The organism is Amycolatopsis sp. lyj-108 (assembly GCF_046549005.1).
Taxonomy (GTDB): domain Bacteria; phylum Actinomycetota; class Actinomycetes; order Mycobacteriales; family Pseudonocardiaceae; genus Amycolatopsis.
Map to the genome: position 1 here is coordinate 930,429 of NZ_JAJPWQ010000002.1, position 17,446 is coordinate 947,874.

Genomic DNA, 17,446 nt, shown 5'->3' on the forward strand with positions numbered 1-17,446 from the left:
ACCATGTTACGTACCGGTAGCCGCGCGGTCGGGTTTGGCCTTGCGCGGCTTGGCATCAAGATCCTCACGGAGCCGGTCGAGTTCCCCCCGCAGGAAGTCCCGGGTGGCGACCTCGCCCAGCGCGATCCGCAGCGACGCCAGCTCCCGCGCGAGGTATTCGGTGTCCGCCTTGGTCTGCTCGGCGCGGTTCCGGTCTTCCTCCAGCGAGACGCGGTCGCGGTCGTCCTGGCGGTTCTGCGCCAGCAGGATGAGCGGCGCGGCGTAGGCGGCCTGGGTCGAGAACGCCAGGTTCAGCAGGATGAACGGGTACGGGTCCCAGCGCAGGGAGACCGCGACCAGGTTCAGCACGATCCAGACGATGACGGTCAGCGTCTGCCAGAACAGGTACTTGCCGGTGCCGAGGAACCGCGCGACCCGTTCGGTGAGCCTGCCGAAGGTGTCCGGATCCAGGTTCAGCCGGAACCGGCCTTGGCCACGGGGCTGGTCGAGCCGTCGCCCGGAGGTCAGTTCAGGCACGTTCGGCCTCCTCGCGCTCTTCGGCGGTCTCGCCGGTGATGTCGTGCAGTCCGGTCTCGCGCCAGTCCTCCGGCAGCAGGTGGTCGAGCACGTCGTCGACGGTGACCGCGCCGAGCAGGTGGTGCTCGGCGTCCACCACCGGCCCACAGGTGAGGTTGTAGGCGGCGAAGTATCGGGTGACTTCGGACAAGGTCGCGTTCGGCCGTAGCGCGGGCAACTGGGTGTCGACGGCGCTCGCCACCATCTCGGCGGGTGGTTCGCGCAGCAGCCGCTGGAAGTGGACGACCCCGACGAAGCGGCCCGTCGGCGTCTCCGTCGGCGGACGGCTGACGAACACCATGCTCGCCAGCGCCACCGGGAGGTCGGCGTTGCGGATGTGCGCGAGCGCTTCCGCGACGGTGGCGTCCGGCGTCAGCACCACCGGTTCGGGGGTCATCAGCCCGCCCGCGGTGTCGGACGAGTACTCCAGCAGCCGTTTCACCGGCGCCGACTCCTCGGGTTCCATGAGTTCCAGGAACCGGTTCTGGTCGGCGGGTGCCAGTTCGGCCAGCAGGTCGGCGGCGTCGTCGGGGTTCATCGCTTCGAGGATGTCGGCGGCCCGTTCCTCGGCGAGGTAGGACATCAGTTCCTTCTGGTCATCTTCGGGAAGCTCCTCGATGAGGTCGGCGAGGTGCTCGTCGTCCATCGCGTCGGCGACCTCGTGCCGCCGTTTCAGCGGCAGATCACGGACCGTGGCGGCGATGTCCGCCGCGCGCATGGTGTCGAACAGCATCAGCAGCTGCGCCGCGCCCTGGGTCTGGCCGGTCAGGTCGGTGAGCCCCAGCCCGGACACCTCCGACCACGGCAGCACCTGCATCGGCGCGCGCCGCCTGCCGAGGCCGAGTCTGCTCGACCGTTCGCGGATCGCGAGTTTCGCGAGCACCCAGTCGCGCGTCCGCGTCGGCTCCATACCCGCGTCGACGACGGTGACGCGGGTTTGCGAGCCCGCGAGCGTCGCGTACGCGTCGAACAGCTGCCCGACCACCAGCACCTCGTTGGGCCGCTGATGGAATCGCCGCATGTTCACCGATCCGGTGGCGAGCGTGACCGCGCTGGGCTCGATCGAGGTCACGCGCAACATCGGCACGAACACCCGGCGCCTGGTCGTCAGTTCGACCACGATGCCCAAGATCCTCGGCGGCTGCTGATCGAGGCGCAGGCCCGCCACCACGTCCCGCACCTTGCCGATCGATTCGCCATCGGGTCCGAAAACCGGCAAACCGGCCAGCTGAGCTGCGAATACCCTGTTCACGGCTGCCATGCCCGAAGGTTATCGGCTCCCGGGGCGGGAGACGATTCGTGTGATCACCGCAATGCCCAGGCGGCGATTCCGGGAACGGCGGCGTAGGCCGGGTCTTCGGCGAGGGTTTCGGGCGACTCGCCCTCGGCGAGGTCTTCGTGGAGCCAGATCCAGTTCTGCACCGCGCGGACGAGCGTCCACGCGCGCGTGCGTTCGGCGTCCACCTCGGCCGCCTCGGCGAACCACGCGATCTTTTCGTCCATTGTGGACTCGTTCGCCCGGTTCCAGAGGATCGAGATCGCGCCGAACTCGAGGTCCCCCGAAAGCGGCTTCGGGTCGATCACCAGCCACGGTTCGCGTTCCCCGGCGAGGACGTTCTCGAAGTGCAGGTCCTCGTTCACCATCAGCTCACCGGCTTCCGGTCCGAGGTTCACGCAGATTTCCACGGCCGCGTCGAGGTACTTCCGGTCGAACGGTTCGCCCAGTTCGCTCCAGGACTCCGGGAGTTCGGTGACCAGCTCCGCCGCTTCCTCGCGAAGGGAACGCCGCAGTGTTTCGGGAGCGGGGACGGCCAGCCGTCGCGCGATCGCGCCGACCGTCTCGACGGCCCGCCGGATCGGCTCCGTTTCCAGCGACCGGGTGGCGTCGAGCCGCTCCAGGAGCAGCACGCCGTCCTCGGGAACGTTGTCGTACATCAGGACCGCGCCCTGACCGGCCCAAGTGGACAGTGCGAGCGGCTCGTCGTCGGATTCCTCGTGCGGCCAGCCGAGTTTGAGGATCGCGGGGGAGCCGTCCGCGCGGCGCACGGGCTGCGCGACGCCGACGAAACCGTGCATGGCCTCGCCGTCGTAGTCGAGCTGCCATTTGGCGGTGTACTTCTCGGCGAGGAACGGCAGCGAATCGAGCCATTCGGCGGCTCCGGGGCCGAGTCCGGCGGCGCGGTCGAGGAATCTGGGCGGGATCTTGAAACCGGTCACGGACCCACCTTGGCAGGTCTGTCCACCGTGTTTCCTCCGTGACCCGCCGGGCGTACCGTGAACAGCGAGAACAACCCCGGGAGCAGCCATGGTGGTGGAGATTCTCAGTGCGGTCGCCGTCGCGGGCGGTGCTTGGCTCGCGGCCAGCCTTCGCGTGGTGAAACAGTACGAACGCGGCCTCGTGTTCCGGTTCGGGCGGGTGCGCGCGAACATCCGGCAGCCGGGGCTCGCGCTGCTGGTGCCGTTCGCGGACAGACTGCAGAAGGTCAACATGCAGATCGTCACGATGCCGGTCCCCGCGCAGGACGGCATCACCCGCGACAACGTCACCGTGCGGGTGGACGCGGTCGTGTACTTCAAGGTGATCGACCCGGTGCTGGCCGCGGTCAACGTGCAGGACTACCGCTCGGCCGTCGGCCAGGTCGCGCAGACCTCGCTGCGGTCCATCATCGGCAAGAGCGACCTGGACGACCTGCTGTCCAACCGTGAACGGCTCAACGAGGGCCTGGAGCTGATGATCGACAGCCCGGCACTGGACTGGGGAATCCACATCGACCGGGTCGAGATCAAGGACGTCGCGCTGCCGGAGTCGATGAAACGCTCGATGTCACGCCAGGCCGAGGCCGAACGGGAACGGCGCGCGCGGGTCATCTCGGCCGACGGGGAACTCCAGGCGTCGTACAAGCTGTCGCAGGCGGCCGCGACCATGGCCGACACCCCGGCGGCGTTGCAGCTGCGCCTGCTGGAGACCGTCGTGCAGGTGTCGGCGGAGAAGAATTCGACGCTGGTCCTGCCGTTCCCGGTGGAGCTGCTGCGCTTCCTGGATGCGAACACGCCGAAGCGGGAGGCGCCGCCGGTTTCGCAGGACAACGGTCAGGTGGCGCCGTCGCCACGCGAACCGGACGACGTGGAACAGCGCCCCTGAGACATGAAGAAGCCCCAGGCGCTTGCATCAGAGGCGACACTGGGGCGTTCGTCACTGACGGTAGCATCTTCGGGTGCCGTCCGTCGAGACCGAAGAGTCCATGGTCTGGAACCTGTTGTCCGAACCCCGGATGGCTCCCTACCTCGAGGGAGCGTCGGGAGACAAGGTCGCGGCCCTGCGGCTGTACGAGTGGAGCGCGCGAACATCCTCTGCCGCATTCGAGGTCGTCGGCCATCTCGAGGTGCTCCTTCGTAACGCTCTGGATCGGTGTCTTCGCGAGCACTTCCGAGAGGACCAGTGCGGCATCCCGTGGTTCTTGCTGCCGACTCCCGGCGGGGACCATGTGGCGGAGGCCGTGGCCATCGTGCTTTCCCGAACTCATCGGGAAAGCGGAAGCAGGTCGCCGTCGCGGTCGAGCGCGTCCGCAAGTTCCGGAACCGGCTCGCGCACCATGACTCGACGATCAACGTCGACATACCCTTCGAGCTTCGCCAGATCTTCGACTTGGCCGCGTACATCGACACCGATGCCGCGCGATGGCTGAAGCGATGCAGCGGACTGATGACCGTCTATGCGCAACGACCGGTCACGGTCGATGACACCGTCGTCGTGTCGGCGAAGCACGCTTGGCCGCTGTACGAGACCTGCTCCGCTTTCGTGTGCCAATCCGGGCGGGCATTTCGGCCGATCGAGCGTGTGGCGTTCTACGCGGACCGTGAGGTGAAGCTCGACGTACCCGCCGTGCTTCACCGCCGGGACAACGTCGAGTGGTCCTCGGAAGAGGCAGCGCGGCTCGGTGCCTCTTCCGATCGGTTCGACCGCAAGATCGCGAAAGTCATCGAAACGTCGGACGCGACCTGGCCGGATGGCCGCTATCAGGTCTTCCTGCTGACTGGCCCAGGACATCCCGACCACCGGCAGTTACGGGCGGAGTTGCCTCATCTCGGCACTGGCAGGGGTTCGGCTTTCGTGCAACGGCAGAGATATGTCTCCCTGCACTCGTTGGAGAACGCGGTGACTACGGCCGACCTCTAGTCCGCTCGGCCGCCATCGCTAATCCAGCTCGCCCCGCATGCCGAGGATGATGAAGGTCCCGCCGAAACCGACGTACAGCGCGATGACGACGTAAGCGATGATCACCGCCGCGAGCGCCATGCCGCGTCCGCCCGCTTCGCCGCGGTTCGCCTTCGCCAGCCCGATGTGGCCCAGGATCAGGCCGACGATCACGGTCACGCACGAGCAGAGGCCGATGATCGAGCACACCAGTCCGGCGATCGCCATCCCGTTGTCCTGCGATCGCGGGGGCGCCGCCATCGCGTACGGGTTGTACGGCTGCGGCGACGGATACGCGACCGGCAGCGGCGCTGGTGCGTACACCGCGGGAATGGGCGGGCCCGGAGCCGCGAACGGCGGCGGAACGGGCTCGGCGGTCAGCGGGTCGATGGCCTGCCCGTACGTCTCGGCCGGAACCGGAACGGAAGGCGGCTCGGGAGCGGGAGCAGGGGCCGGGTCAGCAGCCGAAGGCGGCTCGAACGGAGCGGGCGGCTCGAACGGCGCGGGTGGCGTGAAGGGCGCCGGCGGCTGGAACTGCTGCGGTTCCGGGCTCGACACGGTCTCGGACGCCGAAGATGCCGAAGTCGGGTCCGGGAAGGTGTTCGAGTCGGTGTAGGACGACGTCGACGGTGTGTCCTGAGAGTCGGAACTGCTCATCCGGTTGGCCCCCTGGTTCGTGCGGGACACCACCGTATCCGGGGACGGGTCACGACGCGCTCGCGGCTCCGAGCGCGAGTACCGCGACCACGAACCACAGGATGACGGGGATCAGCCACAGCCCGGTGACGACGTACCCGACGATCATCCCGGCCTGCGCCATGCCCTGGCCGCCCGCTTCGCCGCGTTTGGCCTTCGAGAGCGCGATGTGCCCGAAGATGATCCCCAGGATCGCGGGGAAGCACATGACCAGCCCGACCAGCGAGCACACCAGCGACGCCACCGCCATGCCCTGATCCGGCGGCCGCACGTACGCGTAGGGCTGGACGTAGTACTGCTGAGGCGGCGGCTGGTACGGCTGGAGACCGTAGGGCTGCTGCTCGTACGGGTCGTGCGGATTCGTCATGCCGGTCCCCTCGTAGGTCGAGGACCGTATCGCTAACGGAAAGCGCCGTGTTTCGCGGCGATGTTCAGCGCGACCGGGATCGCGATCGCGTACAGGATGATGATCAGGTAGCCGACGACGAACGCCGCGAGCGCCATGCCCTTGCCGCCCGCTTCGCCGCGCCGGGCCTTCGCGAAGGCGACGTGGCCCATGACGATCCCGGGGATCACGGACACCAGTCCGATCAGCCCGAAGAGTGAAAAGATCAGCGCGGCCATCGCCAGGCCGGAGTCCTTGCTCCGCGCCGGAGGCTGGTTCGGGAAGGCGTACTGCTGTTGCGGCGGGAATCCGCCAAAGGGCTGCTGAGTCATGTTCGTCCCCCTCGGACTGTGATCGGCCTGTCACTGTAGTGCCATGGTCACGGATGGCGTACGCGTGACTGCGCTCATAGCGAGGTCCCCGCTCAGGCGTCATACTCACCGGTAACCCAGCGCCGGGAGCCCGGTGCGCGCGAATTTAGGAGCAGCGATGGCTCGCCTCGCCCAGACCGCCGGCTTGACCGACGTGCAGTCCGAGATCCTGGCCACGGTCCGCCAGTTCGTGGACAAGGAGGTCATCCCGCGCGCGCAGGAGCTCGAGCATTCCGACACCTATCCCGCCGACATCGTCGAGGGGATGAAGGAGATGGGCCTGTTCGGGCTCACCATCCCGGAGGAGTACGGCGGCCTCGGCGAATCGCTGCTGACCTACGCGCTCGTGGTCGAGGAGATCGCGCGCGGCTGGATGAGCGTCTCGGGCGTGATCAACACGCACTTCATCGTGGCGCACATGATCAAGCAACACGGGACGCCGGAGCAGAAGCAGCACTTCCTGCCACGCATGGCGACCGGTGAGGTCCGCGGTTCGTTCTCGATGTCCGAGCCGGACCTCGGCTCCGACGTCGCCGCGATCAAGACCCGCGCCCGCAGGACCGACGATGGCTACGTCATCGACGGTTCGAAGATGTGGCTGACCAACGGCGGCAGCTCCAACCTGATCGCGCTGCTCGTCAAGACCGACGAGGGAGCCGAGAAGGCCCACCAGAACCTCACCACGTTCCTGGTCGAGAAGCCCGAGGGCTTCGGCGAGGTCGCTCCCGGCCTCACCATCCCCGGCAAGATCGACAAAATGGGCTACAAGGGTGTCGACACCACCGAAGCCGTGTTCGACGGCTTCAAGATCGGCGCGGACAAGGTTCTCGGCGAAGCGCCGGGAAAGGGCTTCGCGTACATGATGGACGGTGTCGAGATCGGCCGCGTGAACGTCGCCGCGCGCGCCTGCGGCATCGCGATCCGCGCGTTCGAACTCGCCGTCGAGTACGCCCAGCAGCGCAAGACCTTCGGCAAGGCGATCGCCGAGCACCAGGCGATCGCGTTCAAACTCGCCGAGATGGCCACCAAGGTCGAGGCCGCGCACCTGATGATGGTCAACGCCGCCCGTCTCAAGGACTCCGGCGAACGCAACGACGTCGAAGCGGGCATGGCCAAGCTCATCGCCAGCGAATACTGCGCCGAGGTCACCCAGGACTCGTTCCGCATCCACGGCGGCTACGGCTACTCCAAGGAATACGAGATCGAGCGCCTCATGCGCGAAGCGCCGTTCCTGCTCATCGGCGAAGGCACCAGCGAAATCCAGAAGACCATCATCAGCCGCGGCCTGCTCCGCGAGTACAAGTCCCGCTCCTGACGGAGCTGAAGGACGCTTTCACCGCGTCAGATGTAGCGAAAGCGTCCTTCACCGGGTGCGACGCGAGGAAGGCGTCCTTCAGCTCACGTTCGCGCCTTTCGCCCGTCCTTGAGAGGATGGACCGGGACGGGCGAGAGGTGATTACGTGAGTGCTCCCTTTGGCGGAAGCGGCCGGGCCGCGGGTGGGCTGCCCAGGCTGCCGACACCGCCTTCCGGCTGGCCGATCGGTTCCTACGCGACGTACGGCGAAGCCCAGCAAGCCGTCGGTTTCCTCGCGGAGAAGGAGTTCGGGGTCGCCGACGTGACCATCGTCGGCGTCGACCTGATGCTCGTCGAGCGCGTCGTCGGCAGGCTGAGCTGGGGCCGCGTGCTGGGCACCGGCGCGGTGTCGGGCGCGTGGTTCGGCCTGATCATCGGGCTGCTGCTCGGCATGTTCAACAACCAGGGTTTCGCCTGGCAGCCCATGATCGGCGGCCTTGTGCTCGGCATCCTGGCGTGGACGGTCTTCGCGGCGATCAGCTACAGCATGTCCCGCCGGGACTTCTCCTCCGCGAGTCAGCTGGTCGCCGGCCGCTACGACGTGCTCTGCCAGCCGCGTTCGGCCGAGCGCGGCCGCGAACTCCTCGCCCAGCTCGCGTTGGGCGGCCGGCCCATCCGGTGACATTCGGCGGTACTCGTTCACCTGTTCGTCGTGCGGTCCGCTGAATCGTTACCGATACTGCTTGCGGGCGGTGATCGCCCGGAATAGGTTGCACAACACCAGTCGGGCGGTCGCGTACTCCAGCGTGTCCGCCCGAGCACTAGCACGTCGGGGTGCTGGCGCGCGGGCTTCTTCAACGCGTCCTAGTGCTTGCGTGTCCCACGTGCGCGGGTGAGGAGGCCTCATGGGGAAGAGGATGAGCGCGAGCCGGAGGGGCCGCTCACCAGGCCGCGCCGGCTCGTTATTGGGCGCGACAGCGCTGACGGCCGGTTTACTGGCGGGCTGTGGTTCGGATGCCGGACTCAAGATCAACGTCTACTACGCGCCGGAAGACAACTTCCAGTCCGTTGTGGACGATTGCACCAAGGCCTCTGGCGGACGCTACGAGGTCGTCTACAACAAACTCCCGCGACCGGCCGACGGCCAGCGGGAACAGATGGTCCGGCGCCTGGCCGCCGGGGACGAGTCTCTCGACGTACTGGGGTTGGACGTCACCTGGGTCTCCGAGTTCGCCGAGGCGGGCTGGGTCGACGAATGGACAGGTGAAGCCAAGGCGGAGGCGACCACGGGTGTCCTGCCGGGACCGCTCGAAACCGCCACGTGGAACGGAAAGCTCTACGCGGCGACCAAGAACACCAACGTCCAGCTGCTCTGGTACGACGACCGGCTGACCCCGACGCCGCCGAAGACCTGGGACGAGATGATCCAGCAGGCGCAGGCGCTCAAGGCGCAGGGCAAGCCGGCGAACGTCGTGTTCACCGGCGCGCAGTACGAAGGCCTCGTCGTCATCTACAACACGCTCGTCGAATCGGCGGGCGGCAAGATCCTTTCCGACGACGGAAAATCGGTCGTGATGGACGCGGGCGCGGTCAAGGCGCTGGAGATGCTCAAGAAGGTCACCACGGCCGGGATCACCGACCCGTCGCTGACCAACTCGAAGGAGGACGAGGTCCGCCAGGCGTTCCAGCGCGGGAACGCCGCCTTCGAACTGAACTGGCCGTTCGTCTACGCCTCCTACGCCAAGGAGAAGAAGGACGAGCTGAAGCATTTCAAGTGGGCGACCTATCCGCGGCTCGAAGCGGACAAACCCGCCAAGACCACGATCGGTGGCTACAACCTGGCGGTCAGCTCGACTTCGAAGCACAAGGCCGAGGCCTACGAAGTCGCGCTGTGCCTGCGCAACGAGAAGAACCAGAAGTTCTCCGCGCTCAAAGACGGTGTCCCGCCGACGATCGAGTCGCTCTACACCGACACGGTCCCGCTCGACGCCACCGCGGGCGTCAGCGACGACAACCCGAGCATGGACACGAAGTACCCGATGCGGGAAACGATCCTGGACGCGCTCAAGGACGCGGCGGTACGCCCGCTGACCCCGGCGTACCAGAACGCCTCGACAGTGTTGTCGAAGGTGCTTTCCCCGCCTTCTGAAATCGATCCGCAGAAGACGGCGGAGAAGCTGAAAGAACAGCTCGCCGACGCGCTCGAGTCGAAGGGAGTGATCCCGTGACCGTGCAGGAAGCCGCCGGTTCGGCGACCGCGAGCAAGCCGGGGAAGAAGAAACCCGCGCTCAGTGAAGGAAAGAAGGCCGAGCGCAGACTCGGGCTCTGGCTGTGTGCCCCGGCGGCGTTCGTGATGATCGCCGTCACCGGCTATCCGATCATCTACTCGATCTGGCTTTCGCTGCAGCGCTACGACCTCAGGTTCCCGGCGCAGCAGGAGTTCGTCGGCCTCGACAACTACATTTCGGTGCTGTCCAACGGTTACTGGTGGACGGCCTTCGGGACGACGATGGGTTTGACCATCGTTTCGGTGGTGATCGAGTTCGTCCTCGGCATGGGCCTGGCGCTGATCATGCACCGGACCCTCGTCGGACGGGGCCTCGTGCGGACGGTCGCCCTGATCCCGTACGGCATCGTGACGGTGGTCGCGGCGTTCTCCTGGTACTACGCCTGGACGCCGGACACGGGCTACCTTGCCAACCTGTTCTTCCCGGACAGCGCGCCGCTGACCGAATACTGGCCTTCGCTGGCGATCATCGTGCTGGCCGAGGTGTGGAAGACGACGCCGTTCATGGCGCTGCTGCTGATGGCGGGGCTGGCGCTGGTGCCGGACGACCTGCTGAAGGCCGCGGCGATGGACGGCGCGACCGCGTGGCAGCGGTTCACCAAGGTGATGCTGCCGGTGATGAAACCGGCGATCCTGGTGGCGTTGCTGTTCCGCACCCTGGACGCGTTCCGCATCTTCGACAACATCTTCGTGCTCACCAACGGCGCGCAGGATACGTCGTCGGTGTCGATGCAGACCTACAACAACCTGGTCAAGGGGCTGAACCTCGGGATCGGGTCGACGATGGCGGTGCTGATCTTCATCACGGTGGCGATCATCGCGTTCATCTTCATCAAGGTGTTCGGCACGGCCGCACCCGGCAGTGACAATGGGGGTAAGCGCTGATGGCCATCGGTGGAGCGGTCACTCCCGGCCGCAAGTTCAAGTGGGGCCTCGTCGACATCCTGGTCCTGGTGTTCGCGCTGTTCCCGGTGCTCTGGGTGGTCTCGCTTTCGTTCAAGACCAAGGAGACCTTGGACGACGGGAACTTCATCCCGTCGGAATGGACGTGGCAGAACTACGCGGACATCTTCGAGACCACTGAGTTCATCAGGGCACTGGTGAACTCGATCGGGATCGCGATCATCGCGACGGTGATCGCGGTCGTCCTCGGCACGATGGCGGCGTACGCGATCGCGCGGCTGGACTTCCCCGGCAAGCAGGTGCTGGTCGGGATGTCGCTGCTGATCGCGATGTTCCCGCAGGTGTCGCTGGTGACGCCGCTGTTCAACATCGAACGTGAGCTGGGGTTGTTCGACACCTGGCCGGGACTGATCCTGCCGTACATCACGTTCGCGCTGCCGCTGTCGATCTACACGCTTTCCGCGTTCTTCCGGGAAATCCCGTGGGAGCTGGAAAAGGCGGCGAAGATGGACGGCGCGACCCCGGCGCAGGCGTTCCGGAAGGTGATCGCGCCACTGGCGGCACCTGGGGTGTTCACCACCGCGATCCTGGTGTTCATCTTCTGCTGGAACGACTTCCTGTTCGCGATCTCGCTGACCTCGACCGAGGCCTCGCGCACGGTCCCGGCGGCGCTGTCGTTCTTCACCGGGTCCTCGCAGTTCGAAGACCCGACAGGGACGATCTCCGCGGCCGCCGTGGTGATCACCGTCCCGATCATCCTGTTCGTGTTGTTCTTCCAGCGTCGCATCGTGGCGGGGCTGACGTCCGGTGCGGTGAAGGGCTGACCCATGGCTGAAATCGTTCTCGAAAAAGTGTCCAAGAAGTACCCCGACGGCGCCCTCGCGGTGTCCGAAGTGGACATCACGATCGCCGATGGTGAGTTCATCATCCTGGTGGGGCCGTCCGGCTGCGGGAAGTCCACGACCCTGAACATGGTCGCGGGCCTGGAGGACATCTCCTCCGGCGAACTGCGCATCGATGGCCGGCGCGTCAACGAGAAGGCGCCGAAGGACCGTGACATCGCGATGGTGTTCCAGTCCTACGCGCTGTATCCGCACATGAGCGTGCGGGAGAACATGGCGTTCCCGTTGCGGCTGGCCAAGGTCGACGACCGCACCGTGCGGGCCAAGGTCGAGGAGGCGGCGCAGATCCTCGATCTGACCGGACATCTGGACCGCAAGCCGGCGAACCTGTCCGGCGGGCAGCGGCAGCGCGTCGCGATGGGGCGGGCGATCGTCCGTAACCCCAAGGCGTTCCTGATGGACGAGCCACTGTCCAACCTGGACGCGAAGCTCCGCGGCCAGATGCGGACCTCGGTGTCGAAGATCCAGAAACAGCTGGGCACGACGACGCTCTACGTCACGCACGACCAGACCGAGGCCATGACCCTCGGCGACCGGGTCGTCGTGCTGCGGGCCGGCTACGTGCAGCAGATCGGTTCGCCGCAGTTCCTCTACGACAACCCGGCGAACCTGTTCGTGGCCGGGTTCATCGGCAGCCCGTCGATGAACTTCGTGTCCGCGACGCTGGAGAACGGGACCGCCCGCAGCGCGCTGGGCGACATCCCGCTCACCGACCGGGTGCGGCAGCTGGTGGAGGCCGCGGACGCGCCGCGTGAAGTCATCGTCGGCATCCGGCCGGAGCATTTCGAGGACGCCGCGCTGGTGGACTCCGCCGCCCGTCAGGGTGCGACGTTCACCGCCCACGTCGACGTCCTCGAGTCGATGGGTTCGGAGAAGTTCGCGCACTTCACGGTCGAAGGTGAGGCCGCGTCTTCGTCCGACCTCGCGGATCTCGCCGCGGACAGCGGATCCGCGGACGTTCCCGGTGCCGAGTCGCAGATCGTGGCCCGGCTCTCGGCGGCGTCCTCGGCGGCGGAGAACCAAAACGTCGAGCTGTGGTTCGACGCGGACAAGATCAAGCTGTTCGACGGGGCCAGTGGCAAGAACCTGACCTACACCGACTAGCTCCGGAACTCGCGTGAAGGCCCCCTTTCCTCGGCTCAGCCGAGGGAACGGGGGCCTTCACGCGAGTTCCGTCTGCCCACCTTCGGCGGTTTACGCCTCACCGGGCGATCGTGGATCCTCAGCCCGCACCGGTACCGAGAGAAGGGCGCCTGCCTTGCCGAAGAAGCTGTCACGCCGTCTCCTGCAGGGCCTGGTCGGAGCGGTCCTCATCACCACGCTCGCCCCGGCCGTCGCCTGGGCCGAACCTCCGCAGGCCTTGCCGACGAACGCGACCGAAGCCGACAGCAAGTGGCAGCCCGCGTTCGACTACGACACCGACGGCTGCTACCCGACGCCCGCGATCTCGCCGACCGGCGCGGTGGCCACCGGTCTCAAGAACTCCGGGGCCCTCAACGGTCAGTGCCGGGACCGGTCAGACCTCGACAACACCAACTCCTACGCGCGCTCGAAGTGCAACAACGGCTGGTGCGCCCACCTGTACGACCTCTACTTCGAAAAGGACCAGGCCGTCCCGATCATCGACTGCTGCGGGCACCGGCACGACATCGAGCACGTCGTCGTGTGGGTCAACGAGGGCCAAGCGCGGTACGTGTCGACGTCAGCGCACGGCAACTACTCCACTTACGACCGTTCCAAGGTCTCCTGGGAGGGGACCCACCCGAAGATCGTCTATCACAAGGACGGCGCGAGCACCCACTGCTTCCGCATCGCGAGCGCGACCGAACCGCCGGAGAACCACTACAACGCCTGGCAGTACCCGGACCTCGTCAGCTGGGACAGGTTCCCGCCCGGCATCCGGGACACCCTCGTCCGCGCCGATTTCGGCAGCGCGAGCCTGGCGATCAAGGACGGCTCCTTCGAGCACAACCTCGGCAAGGCCAAACCGGCGGGCATCCCCTTCGACCCCAACGCCTGAGGACGGCTCAGTACTCGCTCTCCGGCAGGGCGAGCCACAGCACGAGGTAGACGATGAACTGCGGGCCGGGCAGCAGGCAGGACAGCACGGCGAGCAGGCGGACCTTGCCCGGCGTGGTGCCGAAGCGTTTGGCGAGACCGGCGCAGACGCCGCCGATCATGCGGCCCTGGCGCGGTCGGGTCAGGCGGGCGGCTACGGGGTTCGTCACGGTTTCTTCCCTCTCGGTCGTCACGTTGTGTGAAACCCATTCTCGTCTCGTGACGGCCGCACCGCATCCCACCGCGGAACGAAACGCACCCCTAAGGGCGTGAAATCGCGGTAAGGCATTCACCTGGGAAAACGTGGCGGACCCTGTGTTCTTCGCCCGTAGGGGCTGGTGTTCCGCGATCTTTTGACGATACTGCTCCGGTGCCCTCGAAGAGACTCAGCGCAGTACTCTGCGGCCTGTTCCTAGCCGCGGCCTGTTCCACCCCGGAACCGGCGGTGGCGCCGTCGACCACGGCGGGTGAGGAGGCTCTGACCGCCTCCGAGGCGCTCGGGGAATACTCGTCGCTCGATTACTGCAGCCTCGTCGACCAGCGGAAAGTGATCGGCGGCGGAAACGCGGTCAAGCCGCCTTTGAGCTCTTTCGAGTCCTGCCGCCTCGAATTCGTCGAAGGCGCCAATCGCTACACCGTGACCACCGGCCCGATCACTTCCGGGCAGGATCCGAACAATCAGCCGTACGAATACGGTGGTCCGCTGCCGGAAGGCGTCAGCGTCCAGCAGTCGACGTTCAACGAGGACACCGCCTGCACACGGCTGCTGACCTTCGCCGACGGGATCCGCCTGTCCGTCGCCGTCACCTCCGACAACACGTCCCCGGCCGACCGGACGGCCCGCTGCCGGATCGCCGACGCGACGGTCGGCAGCGCGGCGGGGGTGATCGGCGCGCGCCAGGTCGGGCGGCTGAACCTCGACCAGCGCTCGTGGGGCCGGGTCGCCCCGTGCGCGCCGCTCGACCAGCACGAACTCGACGCCGCCGCCGGCGCGGAGACCAAACCGGCGCCGGCGCTGTCCGGGCACAGCTGCATCCGCGGCAAGGTCAGCTTCTCGCTGTCGGTCGGGGCGGACACCACGCCGGGCGCCACGGAGGCGCTGGGCGGACGGCAGGTCCAGGTCACCACGTCGGGCGCGTTCTGCCAGGTGACCACGCACCGGCCGATCCCGGGCACCCCGGAACGGGTCGAACAGGCGACGCTCTCGGTGGTCGGCGTCGACGGCGCGCCGGAGGACGCCACCTGCGCGGCGGCCCGTGAGGTCGCCGTGGCGGTGTTCCCGAAGCTCCCCTGACGCAATTCGTCACCTACTTGCGGTGTCTGCGGACATCACGTGGCGCTCGCCGGCCGCAAGTAGGTGACGAATTGCGTGGGCTAGCGCAGCCTGGGCAGCCGGAAGGAGCACATCGCCTCGTCCAGCGTCTCGAAGTCCAGCGGCGGATGCGGCAGCGGCGTGGCGCGGCCGGGCTCGGCGCGCAGGCCGTCCAGCAGCATGGCGAGACACCGGCGCCACAGGTCCGGCTGGATACCGTGCGTGAACTCGATGACCGACCCGATCATCTGGTGCAGGAGCGGTATGTCCGTCGTCACGAAATCGGCGCGGAGGGCACCGGCGGCCTGAGCCCGCTCGACGAGCTGTGTGATCAACGGCACCATGCGGGACTTCGCCTCGGCGACGCGCTCCTGGCCGAAGACGTTCGACAGCATGACTTCACGTAACCCGCGGTCACCGGCGTGCAGTTCGGCCGCGCGCCACGTAAAGCCCGCGAATCCCTCCCAGGGATCTTCGGCACGAAGCGCTTCTTCGGCGAACTCGCGGATCGTCTCGAACTGGTCGACGAACATGGCCTCGACCAGGTGTTCCTTACTCGGGAAACGGCGATAGACGGTGCCGACGCCGACGCCGGCGTGATGCGCGACGTCGTCGAGCGTCGCTTCGAGCCCGCGTTCGCCGAAGACATCGCGTGCCGCCGCGATGATGCGCTGCCGATTGAGTTCAGCGTCGCGCCGCAGCGGCCGCGCCGGTGCGGCGGGAGCAAGGTCCCGAGCCATTCGTCCAGCTTAACAAACGAAGTAGAGGACACTTCTCCACTTCTTGTGTACCTTGGGCACGGAAAGGGGAGATACCTACTCCACATAGCTTCTTCGTCACTATCGGTGAGGAAACCGCCCGTATGTCTGACTCATCCACCGCTGTCGCCACGCCGCCGGGGGACGCGGCCGCGCAGCACACCAACCCGCACCACGCCAGGAGATGGCTGATCCTGGTGATGATCGGTCTCGCCCAGCTGATGGTGGTGCTCGACGCCACCGTCGTGAACATCGCGCTCCCGTCGGCGCAGCAGGACCTCGGCTTCTCGAACGACGCCCGCCAGTGGGTCGTCACCGCCTACGCGCTCGCGTTCGGCAGCCTGCTCCTGCTGGGCGGGCGGCTCGCGGACCTCTTCGGCCGCAAACGCGCGTTCCTCGTCGGGCTCGCCGGTTTCGCCATCGTGTCGGCGATCGGCGGTGCTGCCACCAGCATCGAAATGCTGCTCGTCGCCCGTGCCGCACAGGGTGTCTTCGGCGCGCTTCTCGCCCCGGCGGCCCTCTCGCTGCTGACCACGACCTTCACCGACCCGAAGGAACGCGGCAAGGCCTTCGGCGTCTTCGGCGCGATCGGCGGTGGCGGCGCGGCGATCGGCCTGCTGCTCGGCGGCGTGCTGACCGAATACCTCGACTGGCGCTGGTCGATGTACGTCAACATCGTCTTCGCGGTGATCGCGTTCGCCGGTTCGGCCGTGCTGCTGAAGAACTCCGAGACCGACGGCCCGCGCCCGAAGCTCGACATCCCTGGCACGATCACCGCGTCGGCCGGCCTGTTCGCGCTGGTCTACGGCTTCGCGAACGCCGAACGCGACTCGTGGTCCTCGATCACGGTCTGGGGTTTCCTCGCCGCCGGTGTCGTGCTGCTCGCCGCGTTCGTGGCGATCCAGCACCGTGCCGAACACCCGCTCCTGCCGCTGCGCGTGCTGCTCGACCGCGACCGCGGCGGGTCGTACCTCGCGATGTTCCTGCTCGCCATCGGGATGTTCTCGATCTTCCTGTTCCTCACCTTCTACATCCAGCTGAACCTCGGGTTCACGCCGGTGCAGAGCGGCGTCGCGTTCCTGCCGATGGTCGCCACCCTGATGATCAGCGCGACCTCGGCGACCGCGATCCTGTTGCCGAAGTTCGGCGCGAAACCGTTGGTGTCACTGGGAATGCTGATCGCCGGAGCGGGTCTGTTCTGGCTGGCGGCCATCGACACCACCAGCACGTACGCCAGCGGGGTGCTGTTCCCGCTGATGATCATGGGCGTCGGTATCGGCCTCGCCATGGCACCCGCGATGAGTGTCGCGACCTTCGGGGTCGACACGCGCGACGCCGGTGTCGCGTCGGCCATGGTCAACACCGCGCAGCAGGTCGGCGGCTCGATCGGGACCGCGCTGCTGAGCACGCTGGCGGGCAACGCCTCGACGTCGTTCCTGGTCGGGAAGGTGGCTTCGCCGCAACTCGCGGCCGAAGCGGCTGTGCACAGTTACACGACCGCTTTCGTTTGGGGCGGGTGGATCTTCGTCATCGGTGCGGTGATCTGCGGGGTGCTGCTGCGGTCCGGTGCCCCGGCGAAGGCGCCGGAGGGCGCTTCGGAGGGTGCTCCGGTCGCCGTGCACATGTAGCTCCCGAAACGCTAGGAAAGGACCGTTCCTTGCAAAATTTGCAAGGAACGGTCCTTTCCTAGCGCGCGGAGGGGGCTGAAAGGGACTTTCGCCGCATGTCAT

Annotated in this window: 19 protein-coding genes; 11 read left to right on the forward strand and 8 right to left on the reverse strand. The window is 67.0% G+C overall.

Annotated elements, in window-relative coordinates:
• Positions 1–6 precede the first annotated feature (6 nt).
• Genes ACLJO0_RS10880 through ACLJO0_RS10890 form a run of 3 tightly spaced genes read right to left on the reverse strand, consistent with a single transcriptional unit; the run spans position 7 to position 2,772 of the window.
• The gene (locus tag ACLJO0_RS10880) at positions 7–516 is read right to left on the reverse strand and encodes a DUF1003 domain-containing protein (RefSeq protein ID WP_125780901.1); all 510 of its coding nucleotides are present in this window, start codon (positions 514–516) and stop codon (positions 7–9) included.
• Positions 509–1,816 carry a magnesium transporter MgtE N-terminal domain-containing protein gene (locus ACLJO0_RS10885; protein WP_410577961.1) on the reverse strand — a complete coding sequence of 436 codons (1,308 nt, stop codon included), beginning with the start codon at positions 1,814–1,816 and terminating at the stop codon, positions 509–511. Before ACLJO0_RS10885 ends, ACLJO0_RS10880 begins: the two co-directional genes overlap by 8 nt.
• Before the next feature lie 44 nt (positions 1,817–1,860).
• The gene (locus tag ACLJO0_RS10890) at positions 1,861–2,772 is read right to left on the reverse strand and encodes an aminoglycoside phosphotransferase family protein (RefSeq protein ID WP_410577962.1); all 912 of its coding nucleotides are present in this window, start codon (positions 2,770–2,772) and stop codon (positions 1,861–1,863) included.
• An 88-nt stretch (positions 2,773–2,860) separates the two neighbouring features.
• Here ACLJO0_RS10890 and ACLJO0_RS10895 point away from each other — a divergent pair, with 88 nt between their 5' ends.
• Positions 2,861–3,697, forward strand: a complete 837-nt coding sequence (locus tag ACLJO0_RS10895) for a slipin family protein (RefSeq protein ID WP_410577964.1) — start codon at positions 2,861–2,863, stop codon at positions 3,695–3,697.
• A 561-nt stretch (positions 3,698–4,258) separates the two neighbouring features.
• Positions 4,259–4,732, forward strand: coding sequence for a hypothetical protein (locus ACLJO0_RS10900; protein ID WP_410577966.1), 474 nt, complete (start codon positions 4,259–4,261; stop codon positions 4,730–4,732).
• A gap of 18 nt (positions 4,733–4,750) precedes the next feature.
• On the opposite strand, the gene ACLJO0_RS10905 is transcribed toward ACLJO0_RS10900, so the two are convergent.
• From ACLJO0_RS10905 to ACLJO0_RS10915, 3 genes are read right to left on the reverse strand one after another with little or no spacing between them, the layout of a single operon-like run.
• Positions 4,751–5,407: a DUF4190 domain-containing protein gene (locus tag ACLJO0_RS10905; protein WP_410577967.1), complete on the reverse strand. Its 657-nt coding sequence runs from the start codon at positions 5,405–5,407 to the stop codon at positions 4,751–4,753.
• A 49-nt stretch (positions 5,408–5,456) separates the two neighbouring features.
• Positions 5,457–5,813: a DUF4190 domain-containing protein gene (locus ACLJO0_RS10910; RefSeq protein ID WP_410577968.1), complete on the reverse strand. Its 357-nt coding sequence runs from the start codon at positions 5,811–5,813 to the stop codon at positions 5,457–5,459.
• Positions 5,814–5,845: 32 nt separating this feature from the next.
• Entirely contained in the window at positions 5,846–6,163 is a 318-nt protein-coding gene (locus tag ACLJO0_RS10915; protein WP_125796598.1) for a DUF4190 domain-containing protein, read from the reverse strand.
• 157 nt (positions 6,164–6,320) lie between these two features.
• On the opposite strand from ACLJO0_RS10915, the gene ACLJO0_RS10920 reads away from it, so the two are divergent.
• The 7 genes from ACLJO0_RS10920 (at position 6,321) to ACLJO0_RS10950 (ending at position 13,608) form a co-directional block, all read left to right on the forward strand.
• The gene (locus ACLJO0_RS10920) at positions 6,321–7,517 is read left to right on the forward strand and encodes an acyl-CoA dehydrogenase family protein (protein WP_125796599.1); all 1,197 of its coding nucleotides are present in this window, start codon (positions 6,321–6,323) and stop codon (positions 7,515–7,517) included.
• A 145-nt stretch (positions 7,518–7,662) separates the two neighbouring features.
• Complete coding sequence (locus ACLJO0_RS10925; RefSeq protein ID WP_410577971.1) at positions 7,663–8,178, forward strand: general stress protein; 516 nt, start codon at positions 7,663–7,665, stop codon at positions 8,176–8,178.
• A 223-nt stretch (positions 8,179–8,401) separates the two neighbouring features.
• Positions 8,402–9,724, forward strand: coding sequence for an ABC transporter substrate-binding protein (locus ACLJO0_RS10930; RefSeq protein WP_410577972.1), 1,323 nt, complete (start codon positions 8,402–8,404; stop codon positions 9,722–9,724).
• A complete protein-coding gene (locus tag ACLJO0_RS10935; RefSeq protein ID WP_125796602.1) occupies positions 9,721–10,668 on the forward strand; it encodes a carbohydrate ABC transporter permease in 948 nt (315 codons plus the stop codon). Before ACLJO0_RS10930 ends, ACLJO0_RS10935 begins: the two co-directional genes overlap by 4 nt.
• A complete protein-coding gene (locus ACLJO0_RS10940; protein WP_034313318.1) occupies positions 10,668–11,510 on the forward strand; it encodes a carbohydrate ABC transporter permease in 843 nt (280 codons plus the stop codon). Before ACLJO0_RS10935 ends, ACLJO0_RS10940 begins: the two co-directional genes overlap by 1 nt.
• Before the next feature lie 3 nt (positions 11,511–11,513).
• On the forward strand, positions 11,514–12,692 hold the full coding sequence (locus ACLJO0_RS10945; RefSeq protein ID WP_410577975.1) for an ABC transporter ATP-binding protein: 1,179 nt from the start codon (positions 11,514–11,516) through the stop codon (positions 12,690–12,692).
• 154 nt (positions 12,693–12,846) lie between these two features.
• A complete protein-coding gene (locus ACLJO0_RS10950) occupies positions 12,847–13,608 on the forward strand; it encodes an NPP1 family protein (protein ID WP_410577976.1) in 762 nt (253 codons plus the stop codon).
• Positions 13,609–13,615: 7 nt separating this feature from the next.
• Here the strand turns inward: ACLJO0_RS10950 and ACLJO0_RS10955 are convergent, their stop codons facing one another.
• Positions 13,616–13,816: a PspC domain-containing protein gene (locus tag ACLJO0_RS10955; RefSeq protein WP_034313416.1), complete on the reverse strand. Its 201-nt coding sequence runs from the start codon at positions 13,814–13,816 to the stop codon at positions 13,616–13,618.
• Positions 13,817–14,016: 200 nt separating this feature from the next.
• Here ACLJO0_RS10955 and ACLJO0_RS10960 point away from each other — a divergent pair, with 200 nt between their 5' ends.
• Entirely contained in the window at positions 14,017–14,940 is a 924-nt protein-coding gene (locus tag ACLJO0_RS10960) for a hypothetical protein (RefSeq protein WP_410577978.1), read from the forward strand.
• An 80-nt stretch (positions 14,941–15,020) separates the two neighbouring features.
• Here ACLJO0_RS10960 and ACLJO0_RS10965 read toward each other — a convergent pair whose 3' ends face one another.
• Positions 15,021–15,698, reverse strand: coding sequence for a TetR/AcrR family transcriptional regulator (locus tag ACLJO0_RS10965; protein WP_410577979.1), 678 nt, complete (start codon positions 15,696–15,698; stop codon positions 15,021–15,023).
• 122 nt (positions 15,699–15,820) lie between these two features.
• Here ACLJO0_RS10965 and ACLJO0_RS10970 point away from each other — a divergent pair, with 122 nt between their 5' ends.
• Complete coding sequence (locus ACLJO0_RS10970; RefSeq protein WP_410577981.1) at positions 15,821–17,344, forward strand: MFS transporter; 1,524 nt, start codon at positions 15,821–15,823, stop codon at positions 17,342–17,344.
• Positions 17,345–17,446 lie beyond the last annotated feature (102 nt).

Coding starts and splice junctions, on each gene's coding strand:
- ACLJO0_RS10970 (WP_410577981.1), top strand. CDS start 15,821: ATGTCTGACTCATCCACCGCTGTCGCCACGCCGCCGGGGGACGCGGCC.
- ACLJO0_RS10920 (WP_125796599.1), top strand. CDS start 6,321: ATGGCTCGCCTCGCCCAGACCGCCGGCTTGACCGACGTGCAGTCCGAG.
- ACLJO0_RS10945 (WP_410577975.1), top strand. CDS start 11,514: ATGGCTGAAATCGTTCTCGAAAAAGTGTCCAAGAAGTACCCCGACGGC.
- ACLJO0_RS10905 (WP_410577967.1), bottom strand. CDS start 5,407: ATGAGCAGTTCCGACTCTCAGGACACACCGTCGACGTCGTCCTACACC.
- ACLJO0_RS10900 (WP_410577966.1), top strand. CDS start 4,259: ATGACCGTCTATGCGCAACGACCGGTCACGGTCGATGACACCGTCGTC.
- ACLJO0_RS10965 (WP_410577979.1), bottom strand. CDS start 15,698: ATGGCTCGGGACCTTGCTCCCGCCGCACCGGCGCGGCCGCTGCGGCGC.
- ACLJO0_RS10910 (WP_410577968.1), bottom strand. CDS start 5,813: ATGACGAATCCGCACGACCCGTACGAGCAGCAGCCCTACGGTCTCCAG.
- ACLJO0_RS10930 (WP_410577972.1), top strand. CDS start 8,402: ATGGGGAAGAGGATGAGCGCGAGCCGGAGGGGCCGCTCACCAGGCCGC.
- ACLJO0_RS10915 (WP_125796598.1), bottom strand. CDS start 6,163: ATGACTCAGCAGCCCTTTGGCGGATTCCCGCCGCAACAGCAGTACGCC.
- ACLJO0_RS10895 (WP_410577964.1), top strand. CDS start 2,861: ATGGTGGTGGAGATTCTCAGTGCGGTCGCCGTCGCGGGCGGTGCTTGG.
- ACLJO0_RS10885 (WP_410577961.1), bottom strand. CDS start 1,816: ATGGCAGCCGTGAACAGGGTATTCGCAGCTCAGCTGGCCGGTTTGCCG.
- ACLJO0_RS10940 (WP_034313318.1), top strand. CDS start 10,668: ATGGCCATCGGTGGAGCGGTCACTCCCGGCCGCAAGTTCAAGTGGGGC.